The organism is Rhodovulum sp. 12E13 (assembly GCF_003340565.1).
Lineage (GTDB): Bacteria > Pseudomonadota > Alphaproteobacteria > Rhodobacterales > Rhodobacteraceae > HLUCCA09.
Map to the genome: position 1 here is coordinate 55989 of NZ_QPLK01000014.1, position 23393 is coordinate 79381.

General features: G+C 70.4%; 23 protein-coding genes. 15 read left to right on the top strand and 8 right to left on the bottom strand.

Annotation, left to right across the window (positions count from 1 at the left end):
* Positions 1-2: 2 nt before the first annotated feature.
* The 7 genes from DLJ49_RS13110 (at position 3) to hppD (ending at position 6934) form a co-directional block, all read left to right on the top strand.
* Complete coding sequence (locus DLJ49_RS13110) at positions 3-953, top strand: MBL fold metallo-hydrolase (protein ID WP_115394008.1); 951 nt, start codon at positions 3-5, stop codon at positions 951-953.
* A 20-nt stretch (positions 954-973) separates the two neighbouring features.
* The gene (locus DLJ49_RS13115) at positions 974-2593 is read left to right on the top strand and encodes an FAD-dependent oxidoreductase (RefSeq protein WP_115394009.1); all 1620 of its coding nucleotides are present in this window, start codon (positions 974-976) and stop codon (positions 2591-2593) included.
* Positions 2590-2805: a DUF2783 domain-containing protein gene (locus tag DLJ49_RS13120; protein WP_115394010.1), complete on the top strand. Its 216-nt coding sequence runs from the start codon at positions 2590-2592 to the stop codon at positions 2803-2805. The genes DLJ49_RS13115 and DLJ49_RS13120 overlap by 4 nt, the downstream gene beginning before the upstream one ends.
* On the top strand, positions 2802-3839 hold the full coding sequence (locus DLJ49_RS13125) for a TRAP transporter substrate-binding protein (protein ID WP_233489004.1): 1038 nt from the start codon (positions 2802-2804) through the stop codon (positions 3837-3839). The genes DLJ49_RS13120 and DLJ49_RS13125 overlap by 4 nt, the downstream gene beginning before the upstream one ends.
* A 3-nt stretch (positions 3840-3842) precedes the next feature.
* Entirely contained in the window at positions 3843-4388 is a 546-nt protein-coding gene (locus tag DLJ49_RS13130) for a TRAP transporter small permease (RefSeq protein WP_115394011.1), read from the top strand.
* Positions 4385-5701, top strand: coding sequence for a TRAP transporter large permease (locus DLJ49_RS13135; protein ID WP_115394012.1), 1317 nt, complete (start codon positions 4385-4387; stop codon positions 5699-5701). The genes DLJ49_RS13130 and DLJ49_RS13135 overlap by 4 nt, the downstream gene beginning before the upstream one ends.
* A 117-nt stretch (positions 5702-5818) precedes the next feature.
* A complete protein-coding gene (gene hppD / locus DLJ49_RS13140; protein WP_115394013.1) occupies positions 5819-6934 on the top strand; it encodes a 4-hydroxyphenylpyruvate dioxygenase in 1116 nt (371 codons plus the stop codon).
* Between the two features lie 61 nt (positions 6935-6995).
* Here the strand turns inward: hppD and DLJ49_RS13145 are convergent, their stop codons facing one another.
* Positions 6996-7679: a fumarylacetoacetate hydrolase family protein gene (locus tag DLJ49_RS13145; protein WP_115394014.1), complete on the bottom strand. Its 684-nt coding sequence runs from the start codon at positions 7677-7679 to the stop codon at positions 6996-6998.
* 169 nt (positions 7680-7848) lie between these two features.
* On the opposite strand from DLJ49_RS13145, the gene DLJ49_RS13150 reads away from it, so the two are divergent.
* The 7 genes from DLJ49_RS13150 to DLJ49_RS13180 all read left to right on the top strand — a co-directional run bounded on the left by DLJ49_RS13150 (position 7849) and on the right by DLJ49_RS13180 (position 13706).
* Complete coding sequence (locus DLJ49_RS13150) at positions 7849-8391, top strand: MarR family winged helix-turn-helix transcriptional regulator (RefSeq protein ID WP_115394015.1); 543 nt, start codon at positions 7849-7851, stop codon at positions 8389-8391.
* A gap of 253 nt (positions 8392-8644) precedes the next feature.
* Positions 8645-9802: an ABC transporter substrate-binding protein gene (locus DLJ49_RS13155; protein WP_115394016.1), complete on the top strand. Its 1158-nt coding sequence runs from the start codon at positions 8645-8647 to the stop codon at positions 9800-9802.
* 73 nt (positions 9803-9875) lie between these two features.
* Entirely contained in the window at positions 9876-10802 is a 927-nt protein-coding gene (locus DLJ49_RS13160) for a branched-chain amino acid ABC transporter permease (protein ID WP_115394017.1), read from the top strand.
* Positions 10799-11779 carry a branched-chain amino acid ABC transporter permease gene (locus DLJ49_RS13165; RefSeq protein WP_115394018.1) on the top strand — a complete coding sequence of 327 codons (981 nt, stop codon included), beginning with the start codon at positions 10799-10801 and terminating at the stop codon, positions 11777-11779. The genes DLJ49_RS13160 and DLJ49_RS13165 overlap by 4 nt, the downstream gene beginning before the upstream one ends.
* The gene (locus DLJ49_RS13170; protein WP_115394019.1) at positions 11776-12537 is read left to right on the top strand and encodes an ABC transporter ATP-binding protein; all 762 of its coding nucleotides are present in this window, start codon (positions 11776-11778) and stop codon (positions 12535-12537) included. Before DLJ49_RS13165 ends, DLJ49_RS13170 begins: the two co-directional genes overlap by 4 nt.
* Positions 12534-13241, top strand: a complete 708-nt coding sequence (locus DLJ49_RS13175; protein ID WP_199533372.1) for an ABC transporter ATP-binding protein — start codon at positions 12534-12536, stop codon at positions 13239-13241. Before DLJ49_RS13170 ends, DLJ49_RS13175 begins: the two co-directional genes overlap by 4 nt.
* 24 nt (positions 13242-13265) lie before the next feature.
* Entirely contained in the window at positions 13266-13706 is a 441-nt protein-coding gene (locus DLJ49_RS13180; protein WP_115394020.1) for a cupin domain-containing protein, read from the top strand.
* A gap of 36 nt (positions 13707-13742) precedes the next feature.
* Here DLJ49_RS13180 and DLJ49_RS13185 read toward each other — a convergent pair whose 3' ends face one another.
* From DLJ49_RS13185 to DLJ49_RS13215, 7 genes are all read right to left on the bottom strand, one after another.
* A complete protein-coding gene (locus tag DLJ49_RS13185) occupies positions 13743-14981 on the bottom strand; it encodes a flavin-dependent oxidoreductase (protein ID WP_115394021.1) in 1239 nt (412 codons plus the stop codon).
* Positions 14982-15416: 435 nt separating this feature from the next.
* On the bottom strand, positions 15417-17033 hold the full coding sequence (locus tag DLJ49_RS13190; RefSeq protein WP_115394022.1) for an AMP-binding protein: 1617 nt from the start codon (positions 17031-17033) through the stop codon (positions 15417-15419).
* 14 nt (positions 17034-17047) lie between these two features.
* On the bottom strand, positions 17048-18187 hold the full coding sequence (locus tag DLJ49_RS13195) for an acyl-CoA dehydrogenase family protein (protein WP_115394023.1): 1140 nt from the start codon (positions 18185-18187) through the stop codon (positions 17048-17050).
* Between the two features lies 1 nt (position 18188).
* Positions 18189-19001 (bottom strand): enoyl-CoA hydratase family protein, encoded by an 813-nt coding sequence (locus DLJ49_RS13200; protein ID WP_115394024.1) that lies wholly within the window; start codon positions 18999-19001, stop codon positions 18189-18191.
* Positions 18998-19468: a MarR family winged helix-turn-helix transcriptional regulator gene (locus DLJ49_RS13205; RefSeq protein WP_115394025.1), complete on the bottom strand. Its 471-nt coding sequence runs from the start codon at positions 19466-19468 to the stop codon at positions 18998-19000. The genes DLJ49_RS13200 and DLJ49_RS13205 overlap by 4 nt, the downstream gene beginning before the upstream one ends.
* Complete coding sequence (locus DLJ49_RS13210; protein ID WP_115394026.1) at positions 19465-20217, bottom strand: SDR family NAD(P)-dependent oxidoreductase; 753 nt, start codon at positions 20215-20217, stop codon at positions 19465-19467. The genes DLJ49_RS13205 and DLJ49_RS13210 overlap by 4 nt, the downstream gene beginning before the upstream one ends.
* Positions 20214-22502, bottom strand: coding sequence for a bifunctional salicylyl-CoA 5-hydroxylase/oxidoreductase (locus DLJ49_RS13215; protein WP_115394027.1), 2289 nt, complete (start codon positions 22500-22502; stop codon positions 20214-20216). Before DLJ49_RS13215 ends, DLJ49_RS13210 begins: the two co-directional genes overlap by 4 nt.
* Positions 22503-22622: 120 nt before the next feature.
* On the opposite strand from DLJ49_RS13215, the gene DLJ49_RS13220 reads away from it, so the two are divergent.
* A complete protein-coding gene (locus tag DLJ49_RS13220; protein ID WP_115394028.1) occupies positions 22623-23387 on the top strand; it encodes an enoyl-CoA hydratase/isomerase family protein in 765 nt (254 codons plus the stop codon).
* The last annotated feature ends 6 nt before the right edge of the window (positions 23388-23393 follow it).

Here is a 23393-nt window from a genome sequence, read left to right on the forward strand (position 1 = left end):
ACATGGCCAAGGCGTTCGCCTCTCAGGGCGATCTCACCGAAAAGCAGATCAGCTTCGGCCCCGTCGGCGAGGGGCTCTACGCCTTCACCGCCGAGGGCGACCCGAACACCGGTGTCATCGTCGGTGACGAGAGCGTGATGATCGTCGAGGCGCAGGCCACGCCGCGCCTTGCGCGCAAGGTGATCGAGTGTGTCCGCTCGGTCACCGACAAGCCGATCAGCCACCTCGTGATGACGCATTACCACGCCGTGCGCGTGCTCGGCGCCTCGGCCTACGGGGCGCGCGAGGTCATCATGTCGGACACGGCCCGGGCGATGGTGGCCGAGCGCGGGCAGGAGGACTGGGAGAGCGAGTTCGCCCGCTTCCCGCGCCTGTTCGAGGGGCACGAGGAGATCCCCGGCCTGACCTGGCCCACCACCACGTTCAGCGACCGCATGACCATCTACCTCGGCAACCGGCGCGTCGACATCATGACGCTCGGGCGCGCCCACACCGCGGGCGACGCGGTGGTGTGGGTGCCCGACGACGAGGTGATGTTCACCGGCGACATCGTGGAATACCACTCGGCCTGCTATTGCGGCGACGGCCATTTCGAGGACTGGCCCGAGACGCTGGCCAATATCGCGGCGTTCGAGCCGCGCGCCATCGCGCCGGGGCGCGGCGACGCGCTGGTGGGCGAGAAGAGGGTGGGCGAGGCCATCGCCAACACCGCCGATTTCGTCCGCTCCACCTACAAGCCGGCCGAGCGCGTCGCCGCCAAGGGCGGCACGCTGAAGGAGGCGTGGGACGCGGTGCGCGCCGAGTGCGACCCGAAGTTCTCCGACTACGCGATCTACGAGCACTGCCTGCCCTTCAACGTGGCCCGCGCCTACGACGAGGCGCGCGGCATCGACACCCCCCGCATCTGGACCGCCGAGCGCGACCGCCGGATGTGGGAGGCGCTGCAGGGCTGAGACGCGGCCGGGAGAGAGACATGAACAAGGTCTTCGAGGTTCCGCTCTACGCCTACACCCGCTCGCCCGACCAGGAGGCGGCGGTGCCGGTGCGGCATGCGGCGATCGTGGTGGGCGCGGGGCCGGTGGGGCTGGCCGCCGCGATTGACCTTGCGCAACAGGGCGTCGAGGTCGTCGTGCTCGACGACAACGACAAGGTGTCCTCCGGCTCGCGGGCGATCTGCTTCGCCAAGCGCCCGCTCGAGATCCTCGACCGGCTGGGCTGCGGCCGCGAGACGGTCGAGAAGGGCGTGCAGTGGAACCTCGGCAAGGTGTTCTTCGACGCCCGCAAGGTGTTCGAGTTCGACCTGCTGCCCGAGGGCGGCCACGAGTTCCCCGCCTTCGTGAACCTCCAGCAATACCACCTCGAGGACTACCTCGTGCGCCGCGTCCGCCAGTTGCAGGCCGAAGGCGCCGAGATCGAGATCCGCGGCGGCAACCGGGTGACGGCGGTCGAGGAGAGGGGCGACCGCGTGGCCCTGACCGTCGACACGCCAGGGGGGCCGTATGCCGTCGAGGCCGACTGGCTGATCGCCTGCGACGGGGCGGGCTCGCCGATCCGCTCGATGATGGGGCTCGATTTCGTCGGCCGCGTGTTCGAGGACAACTTCCTGATCGCCGACGTGGTGATGGAGGCCGATTTCCCGACCGAGCGGTGGTTCTGGTTCGACCCGCCGTTCAACCGCGGCCAGTCGGCGCTGCTGCACAAGCAGCCCGACGGCGTGTGGCGGATCGACCTGCAGCTGGGCCGGGACATCGACAAGGACGAGGAGAAGAAGCCCGAGAACGTGATCCCGCGGCTCAACGCGATGCTGGGCGAGGACGTGGCGTTCGAGCTGGAATGGGTGTCGATCTACACCTTCCAGTGCCGGCGGATGGAGCGGTTCCGCCACGGGCGCGTGATCTTCGCGGGCGATGCGGCTCACCAGGTCAGCCCGTTCGGGGCGCGCGGGGCCAACGGCGGGTTGCAGGATGCCGACAACCTCGCCTGGAAGCTCGCGCTGGTGATGAAGGGGCAGGCGCCCGACACCCTGCTCGACAGCTACGACGACGAGCGCATCTTTGGCGCCGACGAGAACATTCTCAACTCCACGCGCTCGACCGACTTCATCACGCCGAAATCCGAGACGAGCCGCCTCTTCCGCGACGCGGTGCTCGATCTGGCCGAGCGCCACCCCTTCGCCCGGCCGCTGGTGAACTCGGGCCGGCTGTCGGTGCCCTGCACCTACGACGGCTCGCCCCTGAACGGCCCCGACGGGCTGCCCGGCGGGCCGGCTCGCACGCGGCCCGGGTCGCCCTGCCCAGACGCGCCCCTTGCTGGCGGCTATCTGCTGCGGCGGCTCGGAGACGGGTTCACCCTGCTGACCGTCAACGCCGAGGCCCCCGAGACGCTGGAGGAAGACGGGATCGTGGCGACGCGGCTGGCGCTGGCGGCGGCCGACGATCCCGAGGGCTATCTGCGCGAACGGTATCTGGGGGAGGCGGCGAGCGCCGTCTACCTGATCCGGCCCGACCAGCACGTGGCCGCGCGGTTCGAGACATTCGACGAGGCCGCGCTGCGGCGTGCCCTGCGCCGCGCCACCGGCAGGGAGGCCGCATGAGCCCGCTCACGCTGGAGCCGAACATCGACCGGCCCGACGATTTCTACGCCGATCTGCTGGCTGCCCACGAGGGGCTGGGCAAGGCGCAGTCGGACGCGCTGAATGCGCGGCTCGTGCTGATCCTCGCCAACCATGTCGGCGACAGAGAGGTGCTGCGGCAGGCGCTCGCCGCCGCGGCCGAGACCCATCCCAGGGAGGAGGACCCGAAATGACCCGACCCGTGACCACGCTGACAAGGCTGATGGCGACCGCCGCCATTGCCGCCGGCACGCTTGCCGGCACCGCGGCCCAGGCCGACGTGACCCTGGTCATGTCGTCGTGGCTGCCGCCGCGCCACCCCATCGTCGTCAACGCCATGAAGCCCTGGGCGCGCGAGATCGCCGACGTGACCGAGGGCCGCGTCGCCGTGCGCGTGCTGGCCAAGCCGCTGGGCGCCCCGCCCGCCCATTACGACATGGCGCGCGACGGGGTGGCCGACATCACCTACGGCCTGCATTCGTTCACCACCGACGACCGGTTCGAGCGCTCGCGCATCGGCCAGTTCTCGTTCATCGGCGACGACGCGGTGTCGGGCTCGACGGCATTCTGGAACGTCTACACAGGCATGCTCGACGCCGAGGCCGAGCACGAGGGCACGCAGCTTCTGGGCCTGTTCGTCCACGGCCCCGGCGTGTTGCACAACAACGTCCGCAAGATCGAGAGCGTCGAGGATATCGAGGGCCTCAAGATCCGCACGCCGGGCGGCTACATCGCCGACCTGATGGAAGACCTGGGCGCCACGACCCTCTTCATGTCGTCGGGCGAGGTGTATGAAAAGCTCTCGCGCGGGGTGATCGACGGCGTCACCTTCACCTACGAGGCGCTGACCGCCTTCAACCTGACCGACGACCTGCAATACACGATGCGGGTGCCGGGCGGCCTCTACAATACCACCTGGTTTCTCGTGATGAACGGCGACAAGTGGGCCGAGATCTCCGAAGTGGACCAGGAAGCGATCATGTCGATCTCCGGCGAGGCCTTCGCGACGCGCGTCGGCGAGGCGTGGAACGCCGCCGACGAGGCCGCGCTGGAAGAGATCCGCGAGGCCGGCATCGAGATCCACGACGCCCCGGCCCCACTCCTCGACCAGATCAGGAGCCGCGCGGCCACCTACGAGCAGCAATGGGCCGACATGATCGCCGAAGACGGCTTCGACGGCACCGCCGCGCTCGAGGCGATGCGCGGGCAGACGGGCGTGGCGTTCTGATCCATGGCCGACAGGCGTGACACCGGGGCCTCCCCTGCCAAGGGGGAGGCCTTTCTCGACATCCGCCCGCTCCTCGAGCGGTCGCTGGGCCTTGGCGCGGCGCTGATCCTGTTCGCGCTGGTGCTGATCACCTGCGTCGACGTGGTGGGGCGCTACTTCCTCGACGCGCCGCTCTCGGGCGCGTTCGAGCTGACCGAGGTGCTTCTGGCCGCGCTCGTCTTCGCCGCGCTGCCGCTGACGACAGAGCGGCGCGAGCATGTCGAGGTCGACCTCGTGACCGGCTTTCTCGGGCCGCGCGCGCGGCAGCTGCTGGCGGCCTTCGCCGGGTTGTTCTCGGCGGCGCTGCTGGCCACCTTCGCGTGGCGGCTTGCCACCCACGCAATGCGCTCGATGCAGGACGGGGCGGTGACCAACGCGCTCGAGATCCCGCTGGCGCCCTTCGGCTTTCTCGCCGCCTTCTCCTGCCTCGTCAGCGCCTTCATCGCCTTCCTGCGGGGCATCCAGCCGCCCGCGCCCTCGGACCATCATGGCGAGGAGGGCGCGCTTTGACAGAGTCGCTGATCGGCTTCGGCGTGCTGCTCGCGCTGATCCTCGCCCGCGTGCCCATCGCCTTCGCCATGGCCGCGGTGGGCGGGATCGGCTTCGCGCTCCTGCGCGGGTGGGAGCCGGCCTGGGCGATGACGGGGCAGGTGGCCTTCGACACCGCGCTCTCCTACTCGCTGTCGGTCATCCCGCTGTTCATCTTCATGGGGAACGTGCTGGCCGCCTCGGGCGTGGCGCACGGCCTGTTCGCGGGCGCCAACCGGCTGTTCGGGCGCACCAGGGGCGGGCTGGCGATGGCGTCGGTCTTTTCCTGCGGGGGGTTCTCGGCCGTCTGCGGCTCGTCGCTGGCCACGGCGGCGACGATGTCGAAGGTCGCCATGCCCTCGATGCGGCGCTTCGGCTACGACGACCGGATCGCCACCGGCTCGATCGCCGCCGGCGGCACGCTCGGCATCCTGATCCCGCCCTCGGTGATCCTGATCATCTACGGCCTGCTGACCGAGACGAACATCGCCAAGCTGTTCATCGCCGGGATCATCCCCGGCATCATCGGCGTGATCCTCTACCTCGTGGCGGTGAAGGTGGCGGTGGCGCTGAACCCCGGCCTCGCCCCCGACACCGAGGCGCAGGAGCCCATGACGCGGGCCGACCTGATCGGCGTGCTCTGCGTGCTGGGGCTGTTCGTCTTCATCATGGCGGGCATTTACGGCGGATTCTTCACCCCCACCGAGGCCGCCGGCATGGGCGCGGGCGCGGCGGTTCTGATCGCCGTCGCGCTGCGCACCATGACCTTGCGCGACTTCTTCGTCGCCACCTACGACTCGATCCGGGCAACGGCGATGATCTTCGCCGTCATCATCGGGGCGGAGCTGTTCACCAACTTCGTCAACTTCGCCGGGCTTCCCGATGCGCTGGCGGTGACTGTGGCGGAGTATCAGCTGCCCGTCTGGGCGGTGATGGCCTTCATCGTGGTGGTCTACCTGATCCTCGGCTGCGTGCTGGAGAGCCTGTCGATGATCCTGCTGACCGTGCCCGTCTTCTACCCGCTGATGTTCGAGCTGCCCTTCGCCAACGAGCTGCTGCTCGATCCCGAGAACGCGCTGATCTGGTTCGCCATCGTCGTCGTCGTGGCGACCGAGATCAGCCTCATCACGCCGCCCGTGGGCATGAACGTGTTCGTCCTCAAGGGCGTGCTGCGCGACGTCTCGCTCGGCACGATCTTTCGCGGCGTCCTGCCGTTCTGGATGGCCGACATCGTGCGGCTGACGCTCCTGATCCTTGTGCCGGGCCTGTCCCTCTGGCTGGTCGGGGCCATGTAAGGGGGGCAGGGGATGGTCACGGGCGCCGCGCGAGTGGCGCCCGCACAACCCCGCGGGCCGGGGCACTGGAACGCGCGTGGAGGGCACGCAAGCCACGCGCAGATCAGGAGGTTTCCGATGGGACCCTTCCCGCACGACGCACCCAAGGCGCGGATCGACGCGCGTAACGTGGCCGGTACCGACGGCTTCGAGTTCGTCGAGTTCGCGCATCCCGAGCCGGGCGTGCTCGACGACCTGTTCCGCAAGATGGGCTTCGCCGAGGTCGCCCGGCACAGGAGCAAGGACATCTCGCTCTACCGGCAGGGGCGGATCAACTACCTCGTCAACCGCGAGCCGGGCAGCCACGCCGCCGGGTTCGTGGCCGAGCACGGCCCCTGCGCGCCCGCTATGGCGTGGCGGACGGTCGATGCCGCCCACGCTCTGAAATGCGCGCTCGACTACGGCGCCGAGGAATACACCGGCCCCGGAAAGTCGATCGACGCGCCCGCCGTGATCGGGATCGGCGGCTCGCTGCTCTACTTCGTCGAGGACTACGACGCCGGCCGCACGCCCTACGACGGCGCGTTCGAGTGGCTGGGGGAGCGCGACCCCGAGCCAGAGGGCGCGGGCTTCTACTACATCGATCACCTCACCCACAACGTGATGCGCGGCAACATGGACACCTGGTATCGTTTCTATTCCGAGGCGTTCGGGTTCCGCGAGATCCGCTTCTTCGACATCCACGGCAAGATGACCGGGCTGACCAGCCGCGCGCTCACCTCGCCCTGCGGCAAGATCCGCATCCCGATCAACGAGAGCGCCGACGAGAACAGCCAGATCGAGGAATACCTCAAGGAATATGGCGGCGAGGGCATCCAGCACATCGCCGTGGGCACCGAGGACATCTACGCCGCGACCGACCGCATCGCCGAGGCCGGCATCGCCTTCATGCCGCCGCCGCCCGATACCTATTACGAGAAAAGCCACGAGCGGGTGCAGGGCCACGAGGAGCCGGTGGAGCGGATGAAGAGGCACGGCATCCTGATCGACGGCGAAGGCGTGGTCGGCGGCGGCGAGACCCGCATCCTGCTGCAGGTCTTCTCGAAGACGGTGATCGGGCCGATCTTCTTCGAGTTCATCCAGCGCAAGGGCGACGACGGCTTCGGCGAGGGCAATTTCCGCGCCCTGTTCGAGTCGATCGAGGAGGATCAGATTCGCCGTGGCGTGCTCAAGCCAGACCCGGCCGGGGCCTGATCGTGCGCTCCGGGGCCGGGCCGGGGCGGCCCCGGAGCGGCGCAGCCCGCGCAGGTGCGGGTCAGGTCACCGTCACCGTCAGGGGCGCGAGGCCGGCGATTGTCAGGTCCATCACGTCGCCGCGTGCCACCGGCCCGACGCCCGCCGGCGTGCCCGACAGGATGACGTCGCCTGCGGCAAGCTCGAAATACTCCGACAGATACGCGATCATCTCGGGCACCTTCCAGATCATCTGGGCCAGATCGCCCTGCTGCCGCATCTCGCCGTTCACCCTGAGCGCGATCTCGCCCTCGGAGGGGTGGCCGATGGCAGATACCGGGTGGACCGGGCCGACCGGGGCCGAGTGCTCGAACGCCTTGCCGATCTCCCACGGCCGGCCCGCACGCTTCATCTCGCCCTGCAGGTCGCGCCGCGTCATGTCGAGTGCGGCGGCGTAGCCGAAGACATGGTCGAGCGCCCGCTCCACCGGGATGTCGGTGCCGCCGGAGCGGAGAAACACCGCCAGTTCGGCCTCGTGGTGAACGTCCGCGCTGCGCGGCGGATAGGGGAAGCGGCCCGAGGCGTCGAGGTTCGAGGGGTTCTTCTGGAAGAAGAAGGGCGGCTCGCGGGTCGGGTCGTGGCCCATCTCGACGGCATGCGCGGCATAGTTGCGCCCGATGCAGTAGACGCGCCGCACCGGAAAGGCGCCGCCCCCGGATACGGGCACGGCCGGGGCGGGGTGCGGGTCGATCACGAATTCCGTCATGGATGGCTCCTCGGTGACACTCCTCCCCCTGCTAGACCGTCTTGCCGCCAGGATCGACGGTGCCTGTGGCGACACAGGCGCCAGCGCCGCGCGCCTTCCCCCTTGCGGCGCGGCGCGACTTCGCCATGATCAGATCGTTGCATGCGAAACGACAGGAGGTGCATGCCCCATGTCCGCCGCCGACCGCACCGGCCTCGACTCGTTCTTTCCCTACCGGCTCGCCGTCGCGGCCGAAGCGTTTTCGCGCAACCTCGCGGAAGTCTACGGCCGCGCCTACGGCCTCTCGCGAGAGGAATGGCGGCTCCTGTTCCTGCTCGCGGGCACGCCGAGCATGACCTCGGTCGAGATCGCCCGGCGCACCACGCTCGACAAGGTCCAGGTGAGCCGCGCCGCCCAGAGGCTGGAGGACAAGGGGCTGATCAGCCGCGCCATCTCGCCGGCCGACCGGCGCCTGCGGATCTATGCCTGCACCGAGGCGGGGCGCGCGGTCTTCTCCCGCGCGTTGCCCGAGGTCGAGACGCGCGCCAACGAGATGCTCGGCGCGATGGCGCCCGAGGATCGCGCGGCGCTCGCCCGCGGGCTCGACGCTCTGCTCGCCGCGATCGCGCCGGCCGGGTCGGGCGCGGGGCAGGGCATGCAGGACGGCCCCGCCCTGCCGCCTGACAACGCGGCGGGCGGGGGTGCCCCGTCGGCCCGTGCGGCGCAGCGCTGAGGCGGCGCCGTCCTCGAAACCGGCATGACGCAACTGCTTTAGGCTTAAAATTTCATACTTGAAGGACCCCCGCGCCTGTTCTAGCGTCAGACCATCGGGGCGCGCGACCCTCCGCCGCAGAGCCGGATTGACGGCGGCACGCTCCCCGGAACAGGCTCGTGCCAGGCCCGCCGGACAAGAAGCGGGGCGGCCGGGTCGGGGCTCCGAATGGGGCGAAGCACGGCGCGAGAGGGCGCCAACGGGGAGAGAGAAAATGACGAAGAAGGCACTCTTGACGGCGGCGAGCCTGCTCGCGCTCGGCCAGGCGGCGGCGGCCGAGGTGAAGGTCGGGATGCTGGTGACCCTGTCGGGTCCGCCGGCGGCGCTGGGCCAGCAGGCGGTCGACGGCTTCCAGCTGGCGCTCGACGAGCTGGGCGGCACGCTCGGCGGCGAGCCGGCCGAGCTGATCGTCGAGGACGACGAGCTCAAGCCCGACGTGGCGCTCACCAAGGCCAACGGACTGATCGAGGGCGAGAACGTCGACTTCGTCGTCGGCACGATCTTCTCCAACATGCTGCAGGCGATCTTCCGGCCGGTCACGGAGTCGGAGACCTTCCTGATCAGTCCCAATGCCGGGCCGTCGACCTTCGCCGGGCGCAACTGCAACCCCTATTTCTTCGTCACCTCCTACCAGAACAACCAGAACGCCGAGGTGATGGGCGCCTACGCCCAGCAGGCGGGTCTGTCGAACGTCTTCCTGATCGCGCCCAACTACCAGGCGGGCCGCGACAATCTCGAAGGCTTCCGCATGCACTACGAGGGCGAGATCGCCGGCGAGGTCTACGTGCCGCTCGACCACCAGGACTTTTCGGCCGAGATCGCGCGCATTGCCACGTCCGACGCCGATGCGGTCTTCGCCTTCACGCCGGGCGGTCTCGGCGTGCGCTTCGTGCGTCAGTTCGACGACGCCGGCCTGTCGGACCGCATCCAGTTCATGTCGGTCTTCACCACCGACGAGACGACTCTGCCCGCCCAGCAGGACGCGGCCGAGGGCTTTATCGCCGCCGGCAACTGGGCGCCCGACATGGAAAACGAGGCGAGCCAGGCCTTCGTGGCAGCTTTCGAGGAGCAATTCGGCTACGTGCCCGGCGGCTACGCGATGCAGGCCTACGACGCGGCCATGCTGATCGACAGCGCGGTGGCCGCGGTCGGTGGCGACCTGTCGGACAAGGACGCGCTGCGCGCGGCGCTCGAGGCGGCCGATTTCCAGTCGCTTCGGGGCGATTTCTCGTTCAACGCCAACCACTACCCGGTGCAGGACTTCTACCAGCTCTCGGTCGCGCAGCGCGACGACGGGGCATGGGTGACGTCGATGGGCGAGCTTGTGTTCGACGACTACGCCGACAGCTTCGCCGAAGAGTGCAGCATGTGATCCCGGCGGCGGGGCCGGCGCCGCGGCGCCCGGGCCCCGCCCCCCTGGCGCGACAGAGCGGGGCCCACGGCCGATGTCGACGACCCTCATCCTGATCCAGGTTCTCAACGGGCTGCAGCTCGGGGTGATCCTGTTCCTGATCGCCGCCGGCCTGACGCTCGTCTTCGGGGTGATGGGCTTCATCAACCTCGCCCACGGGGTGCAGTACATGCTGGGCGCCTATCTGGCGGTCTGGCTCTACGGCGCGACCGGCAGCTTCATCGCCGCCTTCCTGCTGGCGCTGCCTCTGGCGCTGCTGCTGGGGCTGGTGCTCGAATTCCTCGTCTTCCGACATCTCTACGCGCGCGACCATCTCAGCCAGGTGCTGGCGACCTTCGGGGTGATCCTGTTCCTCAACCAGGCGGTGAAGGTCATCTTCGGCCCCGCCGCGCTGACGGTCGAGGTGCCGCAGTTCCTCGACTGGTCGTTCGAGCTGGTGCCGGGGCTGCTCTACCCCGCCTACCGCGTCGCGCTGATCGTGGCGGGCCTGCTCGTGGCGGCGGCGCTGTGGTACGTCATCACCCGCACCCGCGTGGGCATGCTGATCCGCGCCGGCGCGACCAACCCCGAGATGGTCTCGGCGCTGGGCGTGAACGTGCGGCAGCTGTTCCTCGTCGTGTTCGGCTTCGGCGCGATGCTCGCGGGCCTTGCGGGCGTGCTCGCCGCCCCGGTCTTTTCGGTCGAGCCGGGCATGGGCGACGACCTGCTGATCGTGGCCTTCGTCGTCATCATCATCGGCGGCGCCGGCTCGATCCGGGGCGCCTTCGTCGCGGCGCTGCTCGTCGGCCTCGTCGACACGCTGGGGCGGACGCTGGTGACCGACGGGCTGCGGCTGGCGATGGATGCCTCGGCGGCCAACCAGATCGGCCCGGCCATCGCCTCGATGCTGATCTACGTGTTGATGGCGCTGGTGCTGTTCTGGCGACCCGAGGGCCTGTTCGCCGCGAAGGTGACACGATGAGCGACGAGGCCCTGACCGTCGCCCCGGCGCGCCCGCGCCTTCCCTTCGGACTGATCGTGGCGGTGGCGATCTTCGCCGCGCTCGCGCTCGTCCCGCTCGTCTCGGGCGTCTGGGGCGGGGGATGGCTGACCTCGCTCGCCATCCGGGCGATGATCTTCGCCATCGTGGCGATCTCGCTCGACCTCCTGCTGGGGCACGGGGGGCTCGTCAGCTTCGGCCACAGCGCGTTCGTGGCCATCGGCGCCTACGCAACGGGCATCATGATCACCGAGGGCGTCTACGAGATGGCGCTGATCCTGCCCGTCGCGATCGGCGCGGCCGCCCTCTTCGCCGTGGCGAGCGGGGCCATCGCGATGCGCACCTCGGGCGTGTCGTTCATCATGATCACGCTCGCCTTCGGGCAGATGGTCTATTTCGCGCTCGGCTCGCTGGCGCAGTATGGCGCCGACGACGGGCTGACGCTGTGGTCGGCGCCCGACTTCCTCGGCACCGGCTGGCTCGCCTCGGACACGGGCGTCTACATCACCGTGCTCGGCGTGCTCGTGGCAAGCTGGGCGCTGGTGCATGCCATCGTCGGCTCGCGCTTCGGCCGGGTGCTGCGGGCGGCCCGGCAGAACCCGACCCGCGTCGCCTCGATGGGCTATTCGGTGTTCCGCTACCGTCTCGTCGCCTACGTGATCGCGGGCGTCATCGCCGCGCTCGCGGGCGTGCTGTGGGCGGTGCATGCCGAGTTCGTCAGCCCCTCGCTCGGTGCGTGGCAGCGGTCGGGCGACCTGATCGTGATGGTGGTGCTGGGCGGCATGGCCACGCGCAACGGCGCCCTGATCGGCGCGCTGTTCTTCGTGCTGATCGAGGAGGCGCTGTCGTCGCTCACCCACGACTGGCGGCTGATCTTCGGCCCGATGCTGGTGCTGATCGCGCTGTTCGCACGCGGCGGCCTCGCCGGTCTGCTCGACCGGGTGCAGGGGCCGCGATGAGCGCGGTCGTCCTCCGGCTCGAGGGGCTGCGCAAGGCGTTCGGCGCGCTCGTCGTCACCGACGGGGTCGACCTCGACCTGCGCCGGGGAGAGTGCCACGCCCTGATCGGGCCGAACGGCGCGGGCAAGTCGACGCTGATCCACCAGATCTCGGGCGTGCTGCGCCCGGACGCGGGCCGCATCGCCTTCGAGGGGCGCGACGTGACGCATCTGAGCCAGGCCGAGCGCGCGGTGGCGGGGCTGGGCCGGTCGTTCCAGATCACCTCGATCCTGCCCGAGTTCACCGTGCTTGAGAACGTCGCCCTCGCCGCGCAGATGCGCGACGGCTCGAGCTTTCGCTTCTTCCGGCCGGCGGCACGGGAGGAGCGGCTGAACGCCCGCGCGATGGAGGCGCTCGGCGTGGTCGGCCTCGGCCCGCGCGCCGGCCTCGTCGCCAGCCACCTGTCGCATGGCGAGAAGCGGCTGCTCGAACTCGCCATCGCCATCGCCGGCGAGCCCCATGTGCTGCTGCTCGACGAGCCCATGGCGGGCATGGGCCGGGCCGAGAGCGCGACGCTGACCGAGACGCTGCGCGCGCTGAAGGCGACCTATCCGATCCTGCTGATCGAGCACGACATGGAGGCGGTATTCAGCCTCGCCGACCGGGTGTCGGTGCTCGTGTCGGGCGCCATCGTCGCCTCGGGCACGCCCGACGAGGTGCGCGTCGATGCCAACGCCCGCGCTGCCTATCTGGGCGAAGACCACGTGGGGGCGCCATGAGCCTGCTCTCGCTCCGCGGTGTGACGGCGGGCTACGGCTCGGCCCAGGTGCTGCACGGCATAGACCTCGACATCGGCGAGGGCGAGGTGGTGACGCTGCTCGGCCGCAACGGCATGGGCAAGACGACGACGGTCCGCGCGATCATGGGAATGATCCGGCCCTGGGGCGGCGCGGTGCGTATCGACGGCCGCGACATGACCGGCCGCCCCTCCTACGAGGTGGGGCGCGCGGGCGTGGGGCTGGTGCCCGAGGGGCGGCAGGTGTTCCCCACGCTGACGGTCGAGGAAAACCTGCTCGCCGCCGCCAAGACGCCCGAAGGGCGCAACCGCTGGACGCTGCCCGAGGTCTTCGCCTTCTTTCCCCGGCTCGAGGAGCGGCGGAGGAACCTCGGCGCGCAGTTGTCGGGGGGAGAGCAGCAGATGGTGGCCATCGGGCGGGCGCTGATGACCAACCCGCGCCTGATGATCCTCGACGAGGCGACCGAGGGCCTCGCGCCGCTGATCCGCGACGAGATCTGGGCGCGGCTCGAGGTGCTCAAGTCCGAGGGCGAGGCGATCCTGCTGATCGACAAGAACGTGGGGGCGCTCGCGGCCCTGGCCGACCGCCACTACGTCATCGAGAAGGGCGAGATCGTGGACACCGTGGCGGGCGAGGCGGGGTCGCCGGTGCCGGCGGCCGAGCTCGAGCGATACCTGCACCTCTAGTCACAGCAAGGGAGAACCGGGGACATGCAACTCGAAAAAGGGGTGACCAAGGCGGCCGACGCCTTCGGCGGCAAGGCGTGGAACGTGGTGGGGCACACCTACACGCCCAAGCTCCATTCCGACGACGCCTTCCTCTGGCACGCGGTCATCCCGGCCGACACCTTCGTGCCGCCGCACATCCACCCGTTCCAGGACGAGTGGATCTACATGCTCGAGGGCACCCTCGAGGTGGAATTCGGAGAGGAAAAGCACGGCGCGGGCCCCGGTGACCTGATCCGCATGCCCAAGGGGCTGGCGCACGGCATCTTCAACCGTTCGGGCGCGACGGCCACCTGCACCTTCGGCGTGGCGCCCTCGGGCAAGCTGTTCGACCTGTTCGGCCGGCTCGACGGGCTGACCGACCCGGCCGAACTGGTGCGCATCTCGGCCGAGCACGACGTCAACTTCCTGCCCCCGCCCGAGTGAGCCGGATCGCCTGAGCGCCGTGGCCGCGCGCCGCCCTCAGGCGCGCGCGCGGCCAAAGCCCGCCAGCGCCTCGTAGTCGCCCACGATGGCGCGCAACTCGTCCGCCGTCGCCACGTCGTGCACGTCGGCAAAGCCGCCCTCGGGCGCGCGCTCTTCCACGAAGTCGATCACCCGCTCCGGCCCGCCCGAGCGGTTGGCCTCGACGATGGCGGCGGTCGCCGGGCGGCGCGCGGCGTCGTAGGCCGCGAGCGCCACGACCGGGTCGCCCCCCTCGGCCAGCCGGTCGGCGACGTCGCGCGCGTCGAGGATCGCCTGGCTCGCCCCGTTCGACCCCACCGGGTACATCGGATGCGCCGCGTCGCCCATCAGCGTCACCCGACCGTGCGACCAGCGCGGCAGCCCGTCGCGGTCGCACATCGGGTAGACGAAGATCTCGTCCGTCGCCCGGATCAGCGCGAAGATGTCGGTCTCGGGGACGCCGAGGTGCCCCTCTGCCATTGCCAGCGCCTCGTCCGCCGGGGCCCGGCGCGACCAGTCCTCCCGCGCGGGTATGGGCGTTGAGGCGTCTCCAACCTTCGCACAGACCACCCAGTTGGTCAGCGCCTCTCCGGGCCGGGCGGGGTCGTGCGCGATGGGGTAGAGCACCAGCTTGCGGGCCATGCCGCCCGCCACGATCATGCTCTGACCGTCGAGGAAACGCGGCCACCACGCCGCGCCCCGCCACATCAGCACGCCCTGCCACGAGGGCGGTCCCTGGTCGGGGTAGAAGTGGCTGCGGATGGTCGAGTGGATGCCGTCGGCCCCGACCAGCACGTCGCCGCGCGCCTCGTGCCGTGCGCCCTCGCGGCTCTCGAATGTAGCCGTCACGCCGTCGCCCGCGTCCTCGAAGGCGACGAGCCGGCGGTCGGTCTGCACCGCGTCCGGGCCGAGCCTCTCCAGCACTGCGTCGTGGATGACCCGCTGCAGCCGGCCCCGATGGATCGAGAATTGCGGCGTGGCGAAGCCCGCCCACGTTCCGCGGGGCTGGGCCACGATGTCGTCGCCCCGGCCGGTCTTGTAGATCAGCCGCCGGGTGCGGAGCGCCACAAGGTCGAGCGCGGGCAGCAGGCCGAGGCCCTCGAGCTCGGCGATGGCGTGGGGCAGGGTGTTGATGCCCACGCCCAGCTCGCCCACCGAGCGTGCCTGCTCGAACACCTGCGCCGCGATTCCGCGCTCGTGCAGCATCAGCGCGAGCGTCAGCCCGCCGATACCGCCGCCTGCGATCAGCACCTTCATTGCGCGCGCTCCTCCCCGCTTGCTCTCGCTGTGCAGTCCCGGCCCGGCAGGATCTGCCCCCTTCCCCGGGTCAAAGCCGGCGTCCGGCCGCTGCGCTCCGCCCCGTCACCCATCGGGGAGACATCTGCGGCGCCGCGGAAGACCCGTGCGGGTCGTGCCTGTCGCCGTGAGCCGGAACGCCGTGGCTGCCGCGAGGCGGCTGAGGCCACCCCCGGTGATGGCCACCTTCCTGCGTCGTGCCATGTCGGCTCTCCCTCTCCCTGGCCACGGCACCCGCCGGTTCCTTCCGGCGGCCGTGGGGCGGTTCCGGCAGCCTCTTGCGGGGGCGGCCCGGCCCGTCGTGCACGGAAGGCTAGAAGCCTCCCCGACATGCTTCAAGCGTGAAGTTTCAACCTTGAAGCACCTGTGTCGCCCGTTCGTCTGACGCCCGCGTCCTTACCCGTCGCGCAGGCGGAAGCGCTGGATCTTGCCGGTCTGCGTCTTGGGCAGGGCTGCGGCGAATTTTACCGAACGCGGATACTTGTAGGGCGCGATCGTCTCCTTGACGAAGGTCTGGAGCGTCAGCGCCATCGCCTCGCCGGGCCGGTGCCCGTCGGCGAGCACGACATGCGCCTCGACGATGGCGCCGCGCTCGCCGTCGGGCACGCCGATTACGGCGCATTCGGCAACCGCCTCGTGCGCGAGCAGGGCCGCCTCCACCTCGGGCCCCGCGATGTTGTAGCCCGAGGAGACGATCATGTCGTCCGATCGCGCGGCGAAATGGAAGCGCCCGTCCTCGTCCTGCCAGAAGCTGTCGCCGGTCAGGTTCCAGCCGCCGCGCACGTAGTCCTTCTGGCGCGGGTCGGCCATGTAGCGGCACCCTGTCGGCCCGCGCACGGCGAGCCGGCCGACCTCGCCGCGCGGCACCTCGGCCATGTCTTCGCCCACGATGCGGGCCTCGTAGCCGGTCACGGGCCGGCCGGTGCTGGCGGGACGATGGTCGTCGAAGCGGTTGGAGATGAAGATGTGCAGCATCTCGGTCGCGCCGATCCCGTCGAGCATCGGCTTGCCGGTCTTGGCGATCCACTCGTCATAGACCGGCGCGGGCAGCGTCTCGCCCGCCGAGACGGCGGCGCGCAGGCTCGTCAGGTCCGCCCCCTCGTCCATCGCGCGCAGCATCGCGCGGTAGGCGGTGGGCGCGGTGAAACAGACGGTCGCGCCGTAACGCTCTATGATCTCGATGAGGTTCGGCGGCGAGGCGTTCTCGAGCAGCACCGCCGAGGCGCCGAAGCGCAGCGGGAACACGGCGAGGCCGCCGAGGCCGAAGGTGAAGGCCAGGGGCGGCGAGCCCACGAAGATATCCTCGGGCCGGACGCCCAGCACCTCGCGCGCGTAGCCGTCGGCGATGATGAGGATGTCGCGGTGAAAGTGCATCGTGGCCTTGGGCGTGCCCGTGGTGCCGCTCGTGAAGCCCAGAAGCGCCACGTCGTCGCGCCCGGTGCGGACGGCATCGAATACCACCGGCTTGTTCAGCGCGGCGCGGTCGAGCTCGGCGTCGTGGTTGGCGGTGCCGTCGAAGCCCACGACCGTCTTGAGGGTGCGGCTGTCCTTGGCGCAGGTCACCAGCTCGTCCATCAGCCGCGTGTCGCAGAGCGCGAGAGAGACCTGGGCCTTGTCGACGATCTTGGCCAGCTCCCCCGCCCGCAACATCGGCATGGTGTTGACCACGACCGCCCCGGCCTTGGTGGCCGCGAGCCAGCAGGCGACCATGGCGGGGTTGTTGGCCGAGCGGATCAGCACGCGGTGGCCGGGGCGCACGCCGTACTCGTCGACGAGCGCGGCGGCCAGCCGGTTCGTCCAGTCGGCAAGCTCCTTGTAGGTGCGCCGCCGTCCGTTGCCGATCAGCGCCGTGTAGTCGCCGAAGCCGCGCTCGACCATCCGGTCGGTCAGTTCGACGCCCGCGTTGAGCCAGTCCGGGTAGTCGAAGCCGTCGAGGGCGATCTCGGGCCAGTCGGCGAAATGCGGGAGGTTGTCCCGCGCGAACGTGTCGGAATGTCCCGTCGGCCCCAGCATCTTGTCGCCTCCCTTCACCCGCCCATCGCGGCGCGGGCGATGACAACCTTCTGCACGTCGCTCGCGCCCTCGTAGATCCTGAGCGCCCGGATCTCGCGGTAGAGCTGCTCGGTGATGTGCCCGGCCCGCACCCCGTCGCCGCCATGCAGCTGCACCGCCGCGTCGATCACCGTCTGCGCGGTCTCTGTGGCGTGCAGCTTGGCCATCGCGGCCTCGCGGCTGACGCGCCCGGCGCCCGTGTCCTTCGCCCAGGCGGCGCGGTAGACGAGCAGGGCCGACGCATCGACGCCGAGCGCCATGTCGGCCACGTGCCCCTGCACCATCTGCAAGTCGCCCATCGGGGCGCCGAACAGGTGCCGCGCGCGCACCCGTCCCAGCGTCTCGTCGAGCGCCCGGCGGGCGAAGCCGAGGGCGGCGGCGCCCACGGTGGAGCGGAACACGTCGAGCACCGACATCGCGATGCGGAAGCCCTTGCCCGCCTCGCCGATCAGCGCGTCGGCAGGCAGGCGAAGGCCGTCGAAGCGGAGGCGCGCGAGCGGGTGCGGCGCGGTCACCTCCAGCCGCTCGATCACCTCCAGCCCCGGCGTGTCGGCGGGGACGAGAAAGCACGACAGGCCCTTCGCGCCCGGCCCCTCTCCGCTGCGGGCGAAGACGGTGTAGACGTCGGCGATGCCGCCGTTCGAGATCCACGTCTTCTCGCCGTTCAGCACCCAGCCGTCGCCGTCAGCCCGCGCCTGCATGGCGATGTTCGCCACGTCGGAGCCGGAGGCCGGCTCGGTCAGCGCGAAGGCCGAGATGGCTGCGCCGCTGCGCGTCTTCTCCAGCCAGGCACGCTGCTCGGCCGTGCCGAACAGCGTGACCGGCCCCATCCCGAGGCCCTGCATGGCGAAGGCGAAATCGGCCAGCCCGTCGTGGCGGGCCAGCGTCTCGCGGATCAGGCACAGGGTGCGGACGTCCGGCGCGGTGCCGTCGCCGGTCGCGGTGTGGCGCAGGAAACGGGCCTCGCCCAGCTTCGCCACCAACCCGCGGCAGGCCGCGTCGACATCCCCATGGTCGGCGGGCAGGTTTGCGGCGCACCACGCCTCCAGCTCCTCGGCCAGCGCGCGGTGGCTGTCGTCGAAGAACGGCCAGTCGAGGAACGAGCGGTCGGACATGTCAGCGGCCCTCGAAAACGGGCTTTTCCTTCGCCACGAAGGCGCGATAGGCGGTCTCGAAGTCCTTGGTCTGCATGCAGATCGCCTGCGCCTGCGCCTCGGCCTCGATCGCCTGGTCGAGCCCCATGTTCCATTCCTGGTTGATCTGCGTCTTGGTGATGCCGTGGGCGAAGGTCGGACCTGCCACGATCCGCCCCGCGAGCTTCGCCGCCTCGGCGTCGAGCCGGTCGGCCGGATGCACCGCGTTCCAGAAGCCCCAGGCGTGGCCCTCGTCGGCGCCGAAGGAGCGCCCCGTGTAGAGCAGCTCCGCCGCGCGGCCCTGCCCGATGATGCGGGGCAGCATGGCGCAGGCGCCCATGTCGGCCCCCGCCAGCCCGACGCGGGTGAACAGGAATGCGCACTTCGCCTCGGGGCTGGCCAGCCGAAGGTCGGAGGCCATGGCCAGGATCGCGCCCGCGCCCACGCAGATGCCGTCGACCGCGGCGATCACCGGCTTCTGGCAATGCAGGATCGCCTTGACCAGATCGCCCGTCATCCGGGTGAAGGTGAGCAGGTCCTTCATGTCCATCGCCACGAGCGGGCCGATGATGTCGTGAACGTCGCCGCCCGAGCAGAAATTGCCGCCGTTCGAGGCGAGGATCACCGCGTCGACATCGCCCGCATAGGGCAGGGCGCGGAAGGTGTCGCGCAGCTCGGCGTAGCTGTCGAAGGTGAGCGGGTTCTTCCGCTCGGCCCCATGCAGGCGGATCGTGGCGACCCGCCCCTCCACCTGCCAGTCGAAGTGCCGCGGCGCGTGGCCGGTCATGTCGCTCATTGCTGACCCTCCTGTCCGATGCGCCCCAGCAGCCCGATCATCGTGTCGAGCTCGGCCTCGTCGAGATCGGCAAAGATCGAGTCGATCCACGCCTCGTGCTCGGCGGCCATGCGTGCGAAGCGCGCGCGCCCTGTCTCGGTCAGCCGCACCCGATGCGCGCGGCGGTCGCCCTCGACGCTCGCGCGCTCGGCCAGACCCTCTGCCACCAGCCGCTCGACGATGCCGGTGACGTTGCCGTTCGACACCTTCAGGTGCGTCGACAGTTCCGACATGCGCAGCCCGCCGGGATAGCGGTTGAGCGTGGCGAGCACGTCGAAGCGGGGCAGGGTGCTGTCGTGCCCTTTGCGCAGGCGCTCGCGCAGCTCGGCCTCGGTGGTGCGCGTGGCCCGCAGGAGGCGCAGCCAAAGCCGCAGCCGCTGCTTCGACAGCGGCGAGGGGGACGGCGCGGCGGGCTTCACCTCGCTCATGCCTCGCCCCCCGCGATGGCGATGGCCTGCCCCGTGATCCCCTCGGAACCCGGCCCGCAGAGCCAGAGCGCGGCGGCGGTGACTTCGGCGGGGCGGATCAGGCGCCGCTGGGGGCTCATCGCCTCGAGGCCGGCGCGCGCGTCCTCGGCGCTCATGCCGGTCTTTTCGGCGATGTTGGCGACGCTCCGTTCCGTCATCTCGGTATCGAGGAAGCCGGGGCAGAGCGCGTTCGCCGTGGCGCCGGTGCGGGCGAGTTCCAGCGCGGTGGAGCGGACGAGGCCGACCACGCCGTGCTTGGCGGCCGAATAGGCCGAAACGTAGGGGTAGCCCTTGAGCCCGGCGGTGGAGGCCACCGCGATCAGTCGCCCCCAGCCGGGCGTCTTGCCCAGCCGGCGCACGGCCTCGCGGAAGGTCAGGAACACGCCGGTGAGGTTGACCGACAGCATCCGCTCCCACGCTTCGAGGCCGGTGCGGGCAAGCGGCGCGCTCTCCGAGGCGCCGGCATTGGCGATCACGATCTCCGCTGCGCCGACCCGGTCGAACATGGCGGCCACGCTCGCCTCGTCGGTGACGTCGGCCACCACCGGGTGAATGCGCGGGGCGCTTTCGGCCACCTCCGAAAGCCGCGCCTCGGTGCGCCCGGCGATCCACACCTCGGCGCCCGCCGCGGCAAGGCCGCGGGCGAGATCGGCCCCGAGCCCCGTGCCGCCGCCGGTGACGAGCGCGCTCCTGCCCGCAAGCGCGCTCATACGCGGATCCCGATGCCCTCGCCCCGCTGCGCGAGGCGGCGGATCTGGTCTCGGCCGGGCAGGTAGGGGTCGGGCCATGCGGTGTCTTCGTCGCCGAGGGCGGCGGCGGCGTGCAGCGTCCAGTAAGGGTCGGCCAGGTGCGGGCGAGCGAGGCAGACGAGGTCGGCCCGCCCCGCCATCAGGATCGAGTTGACGTGGTCGGGCTCGTAGATGTTGCCCACCGCCATCGTCGGGATGCCCCGCTCGTTGCGGATGCGGTCGGAGAAGGGCGTCTGGAACATCCGCCCGTAGACGGGTCGCGCCTCGACGGAGGTCTGGCCCGCCGAGACGTCGACGATATCGACGCCTGCGTCGCGGAACATCTGGGCGATCTCGACGGCCTCCTCGCCGTCGATGCCGCGGTCGCCGGCCCAGTCGGTCGCCGAGATGCGCACGCTCATCGGCTTGTCCCCGGGCCAGGCCGCCCGCATCGCGGCGAACACCTCGAGCGGGTAGCGCATCCGGTTCTCGAGCGAGCCGCCGTAGTCGTCCTCGCGGATGTTCGACAACGGCGAGATGAACGACGAGATGAGGTAGCCGTGGGCGGCGTGCAGCTCGATCATGTCGAAGCCGGCGCGCTCTGCCATCTCGGTGGCGGCAACGAACTGGCCCTTCACCATGTCCATGTCTGCCCGGTCCATCGCCTTCGGCACCTGGTTGCGGCCCGACCAGGGGATGGCCGAGGCCGACAGAAGCGGCCAGTTCCCCGACTCCAGCGGCGCGTCCATCTCGTGCCAGCCGAGCTGGGTGGAGCCCTTGCGGCCCGCATGGCCGATCTGCATGCAGAGTTTCGCGTCGGTCTCGGCATGGACGAAATCGACGAGCCGCGCCCACGCCGCCTCGTGCGAAGGGTCATAGAGGCCGGGGCAGCCCGGCGTGATCCGGCCCTCGGGGCTGACGCACGTCATCTCGACATAGACCAGCCCCGCGCCACCCTTGGCGCGCTCGGCGTAGTGGGCGAAGTGCCAGTCGGTCGGGCAGCCGTCCACCGCCTTGTACTGCGCCATGGGCGAGACGACGACGCGGTTCTTCAGCCGCATGTCGCGCAAGGTGAAGGGGGCGAACATCGGCGCGCGGTGCACCCCGTTCGCGCCCGCCTGCGCCTGGAACCATTCCTCGGCCTCGCGCAGCCACGCCGCGTCGCGCAGGCGCAGGTTCTCGTGGCTGATCCGCTGCGAGCGGGTGAGCAGCGAATAGGTGAACTGCACCGGGTCGAGGTGGAGATACCGCTCCACGTCCTCGAACCACTCGGTGGAGTTGCGGGCGGCCGATTGCAGACGCAGCACGTCGAGGCGCCGATCCTCCTGGTATTTCCTGAAGGCACCTTCCAGGTTCGGCTCGGCGTTGACGAAATCCGCGAGCGCGATCGCGCTTTCGAGCGCGAGTTTCGTGCCCGACCCTATCGAGAAATGCGCGGTGGCCGAGGCGTCGCCCAGCAGCACGACGTTCTCGTGGTGCCACTTCTCGCAGAGCACCCGGTTGAAGTTGAGCCAGGCCGAGCCGCGCAGGTGCTTGGCGTTCGACATCATCGGGTGCCCGCCGAGATGGCGCGCGAAGATGCGCTCGCAGGCGGCAATGCTCTCGTCCTGCGTCATCTCGCCGAAGCCCCAGCGGCGCCAGGTGTCTTCCGAGCATTCCACGATGAACGTCGCGGTGTCGTCGTCGAACTGGTAGGCATGCGCCCAGACCCAGCCGTGCTCGGTCTCTTCGAAGACGAAGGTGAAGGCGTCGTCGAACTTGGCGTGGGTGCCCAGCCAGACGAACTTGCACGCGCGGCGGTCGATCTCGGGGCGGAAGCTCTCCTCGAAGCGGTGGCGCGTCCTCGAGTTGATGCCGTCGGCCGCCACGACGAGATCGTTCTCGGCCATCAGGTGCTCGATATCGTCGACTTCGGTCTCGAAGCGCAGGTCGACGCCCAGCTCTCGCGCCCGCTCCTGCAACAGCTCCAGGAGCTTCCGGCGCCCGATTCCGCAGAAGCCGTGCCCGGTCGAGACAGTGCGCACGCCCTTGTGGTGCACCGCGACATCGTCCCAGTAGGCGAAATGGGCGTGGATCATCTCGGCCGAGCGCGGATCGTTCCTGCCGAGGTTCTGCAGCGTCTCGTCCGACAGCACGACCCCCCAGCCGAACGTGTCGTCGGGGCGGTTGCGCTCGAGCACCGTCACCTCGTGGCCGGGGTCGCGGAGCTTCATCGAGATGGCGAAGTAGAGGCCGGCAGGCCCGCCGCCGAGACAGACGACTTTCATCGCGGTTCTCTCCCCGTGTGAGCGCCCGGATCGTCGGTCAGACTGGCAGCGGGCGCGATTCATTTCAAGCTTAAAACTTTATGCTTGAAATTTATGCCCCGAGCGGGACAATCAAGGGTGATGAGCGAGCACCTGATTTCCGAGCGTCGCGGCGCCGTCCTGCACCTGCGGCTCAACCGGCCCGACCGGCGCAACGCGCTCAACACCGCGCTGCTGGCCGACCTCGCGGCGGCGCTGGGCACGGCGGCCGAGGACGGCGGCGTGCGCGTCGCGTGCCTCGTGGGCGAGGGCGGGCACTTCGCCGCCGGCGCCGATATCGACGAGATCGCGGCCAAGGGCTCGGCCGAGGGCGCCGCCGATCCGCGCAAGGCGGCGTGGGCGTCGATCCGGTCGTTCCCCAAGCCGGTCGTGGCGGGGGTCGAGGGCTCCTGCCTCGGCGGCGGCTGCGAACTGATGCTGATGGCCGATCTCGTGGTCGCGGGGCAGGGCGCCACCTTCGGCCTGCCCGAGACGTCGCTGGGTCTGATCCCCGGCGCGGGCGGCACCCAGCGGTTGACCGCGCTGGTGGGTCGCGCCCGCGCGATGCGGATGATCCTGACCGGAGAACGGATCGACGCGCCGACCGCGCTCGACTGGGGTCTCGTGGCGTGGCTCGCCGAGAGCGGGGCCGACGAGGCGGCGGCGCTGGCCGAGCGGCTGGCGGGGCGCGCGCCGCTGGCGCTGGCGGCCGCCAAGCGCGCGGTGATCGACGCCGCCGAGGGGCCGCTGGCCGAGGGGCTCGTGGCCGAGCGGCTGGCCTTCGAGGCGCTGCTCGACAGCGCCGACAAGGCGGAGGGGATCGCCGCGTTCCGCGAAAAGCGCGCGCCCGTCTTCGAGGGGCATTGAGGTGGC

What these genes read in the sequence shown, in the direction of transcription:
- DLJ49_RS13110 (WP_115394008.1), top strand. Translation starts at nt 3, where the DNA reads ATGGCCAAGGCGTTCGCCTCTCAGGGCGATCTCACCGAAAAGCAGATC.
- DLJ49_RS13115 (WP_115394009.1), top strand. Translation starts at nt 974, where the DNA reads ATGAACAAGGTCTTCGAGGTTCCGCTCTACGCCTACACCCGCTCGCCC.
- DLJ49_RS13120 (WP_115394010.1), top strand. Translation starts at nt 2,590, where the DNA reads ATGAGCCCGCTCACGCTGGAGCCGAACATCGACCGGCCCGACGATTTC.
- DLJ49_RS13125 (WP_233489004.1), top strand. Translation starts at nt 2,802, where the DNA reads ATGACCCGACCCGTGACCACGCTGACAAGGCTGATGGCGACCGCCGCC.
- DLJ49_RS13130 (WP_115394011.1), top strand. Translation starts at nt 3,843, where the DNA reads ATGGCCGACAGGCGTGACACCGGGGCCTCCCCTGCCAAGGGGGAGGCC.
- hppD (WP_115394013.1), top strand. Translation starts at nt 5,819, where the DNA reads ATGGGACCCTTCCCGCACGACGCACCCAAGGCGCGGATCGACGCGCGT.
- DLJ49_RS13145 (WP_115394014.1), bottom strand. Translation starts at nt 7,679, where the DNA reads ATGACGGAATTCGTGATCGACCCGCACCCCGCCCCGGCCGTGCCCGTA.
- DLJ49_RS13150 (WP_115394015.1), top strand. Translation starts at nt 7,849, where the DNA reads ATGTCCGCCGCCGACCGCACCGGCCTCGACTCGTTCTTTCCCTACCGG.
- DLJ49_RS13155 (WP_115394016.1), top strand. Translation starts at nt 8,645, where the DNA reads ATGACGAAGAAGGCACTCTTGACGGCGGCGAGCCTGCTCGCGCTCGGC.
- DLJ49_RS13160 (WP_115394017.1), top strand. Translation starts at nt 9,876, where the DNA reads ATGTCGACGACCCTCATCCTGATCCAGGTTCTCAACGGGCTGCAGCTC.
- DLJ49_RS13165 (WP_115394018.1), top strand. Translation starts at nt 10,799, where the DNA reads ATGAGCGACGAGGCCCTGACCGTCGCCCCGGCGCGCCCGCGCCTTCCC.
- DLJ49_RS13170 (WP_115394019.1), top strand. Translation starts at nt 11,776, where the DNA reads ATGAGCGCGGTCGTCCTCCGGCTCGAGGGGCTGCGCAAGGCGTTCGGC.
- DLJ49_RS13175 (WP_199533372.1), top strand. Translation starts at nt 12,534, where the DNA reads ATGAGCCTGCTCTCGCTCCGCGGTGTGACGGCGGGCTACGGCTCGGCC.
- DLJ49_RS13180 (WP_115394020.1), top strand. Translation starts at nt 13,266, where the DNA reads ATGCAACTCGAAAAAGGGGTGACCAAGGCGGCCGACGCCTTCGGCGGC.
- DLJ49_RS13185 (WP_115394021.1), bottom strand. Translation starts at nt 14,981, where the DNA reads ATGAAGGTGCTGATCGCAGGCGGCGGTATCGGCGGGCTGACGCTCGCG.
- DLJ49_RS13190 (WP_115394022.1), bottom strand. Translation starts at nt 17,033, where the DNA reads ATGCTGGGGCCGACGGGACATTCCGACACGTTCGCGCGGGACAACCTC.
- DLJ49_RS13195 (WP_115394023.1), bottom strand. Translation starts at nt 18,187, where the DNA reads ATGTCCGACCGCTCGTTCCTCGACTGGCCGTTCTTCGACGACAGCCAC.
- DLJ49_RS13200 (WP_115394024.1), bottom strand. Translation starts at nt 19,001, where the DNA reads ATGAGCGACATGACCGGCCACGCGCCGCGGCACTTCGACTGGCAGGTG.
- DLJ49_RS13205 (WP_115394025.1), bottom strand. Translation starts at nt 19,468, where the DNA reads ATGAGCGAGGTGAAGCCCGCCGCGCCGTCCCCCTCGCCGCTGTCGAAG.
- DLJ49_RS13210 (WP_115394026.1), bottom strand. Translation starts at nt 20,217, where the DNA reads ATGAGCGCGCTTGCGGGCAGGAGCGCGCTCGTCACCGGCGGCGGCACG.
- DLJ49_RS13215 (WP_115394027.1), bottom strand. Translation starts at nt 22,502, where the DNA reads ATGAAAGTCGTCTGTCTCGGCGGCGGGCCTGCCGGCCTCTACTTCGCC.
- DLJ49_RS13220 (WP_115394028.1), top strand. Translation starts at nt 22,623, where the DNA reads ATGAGCGAGCACCTGATTTCCGAGCGTCGCGGCGCCGTCCTGCACCTG.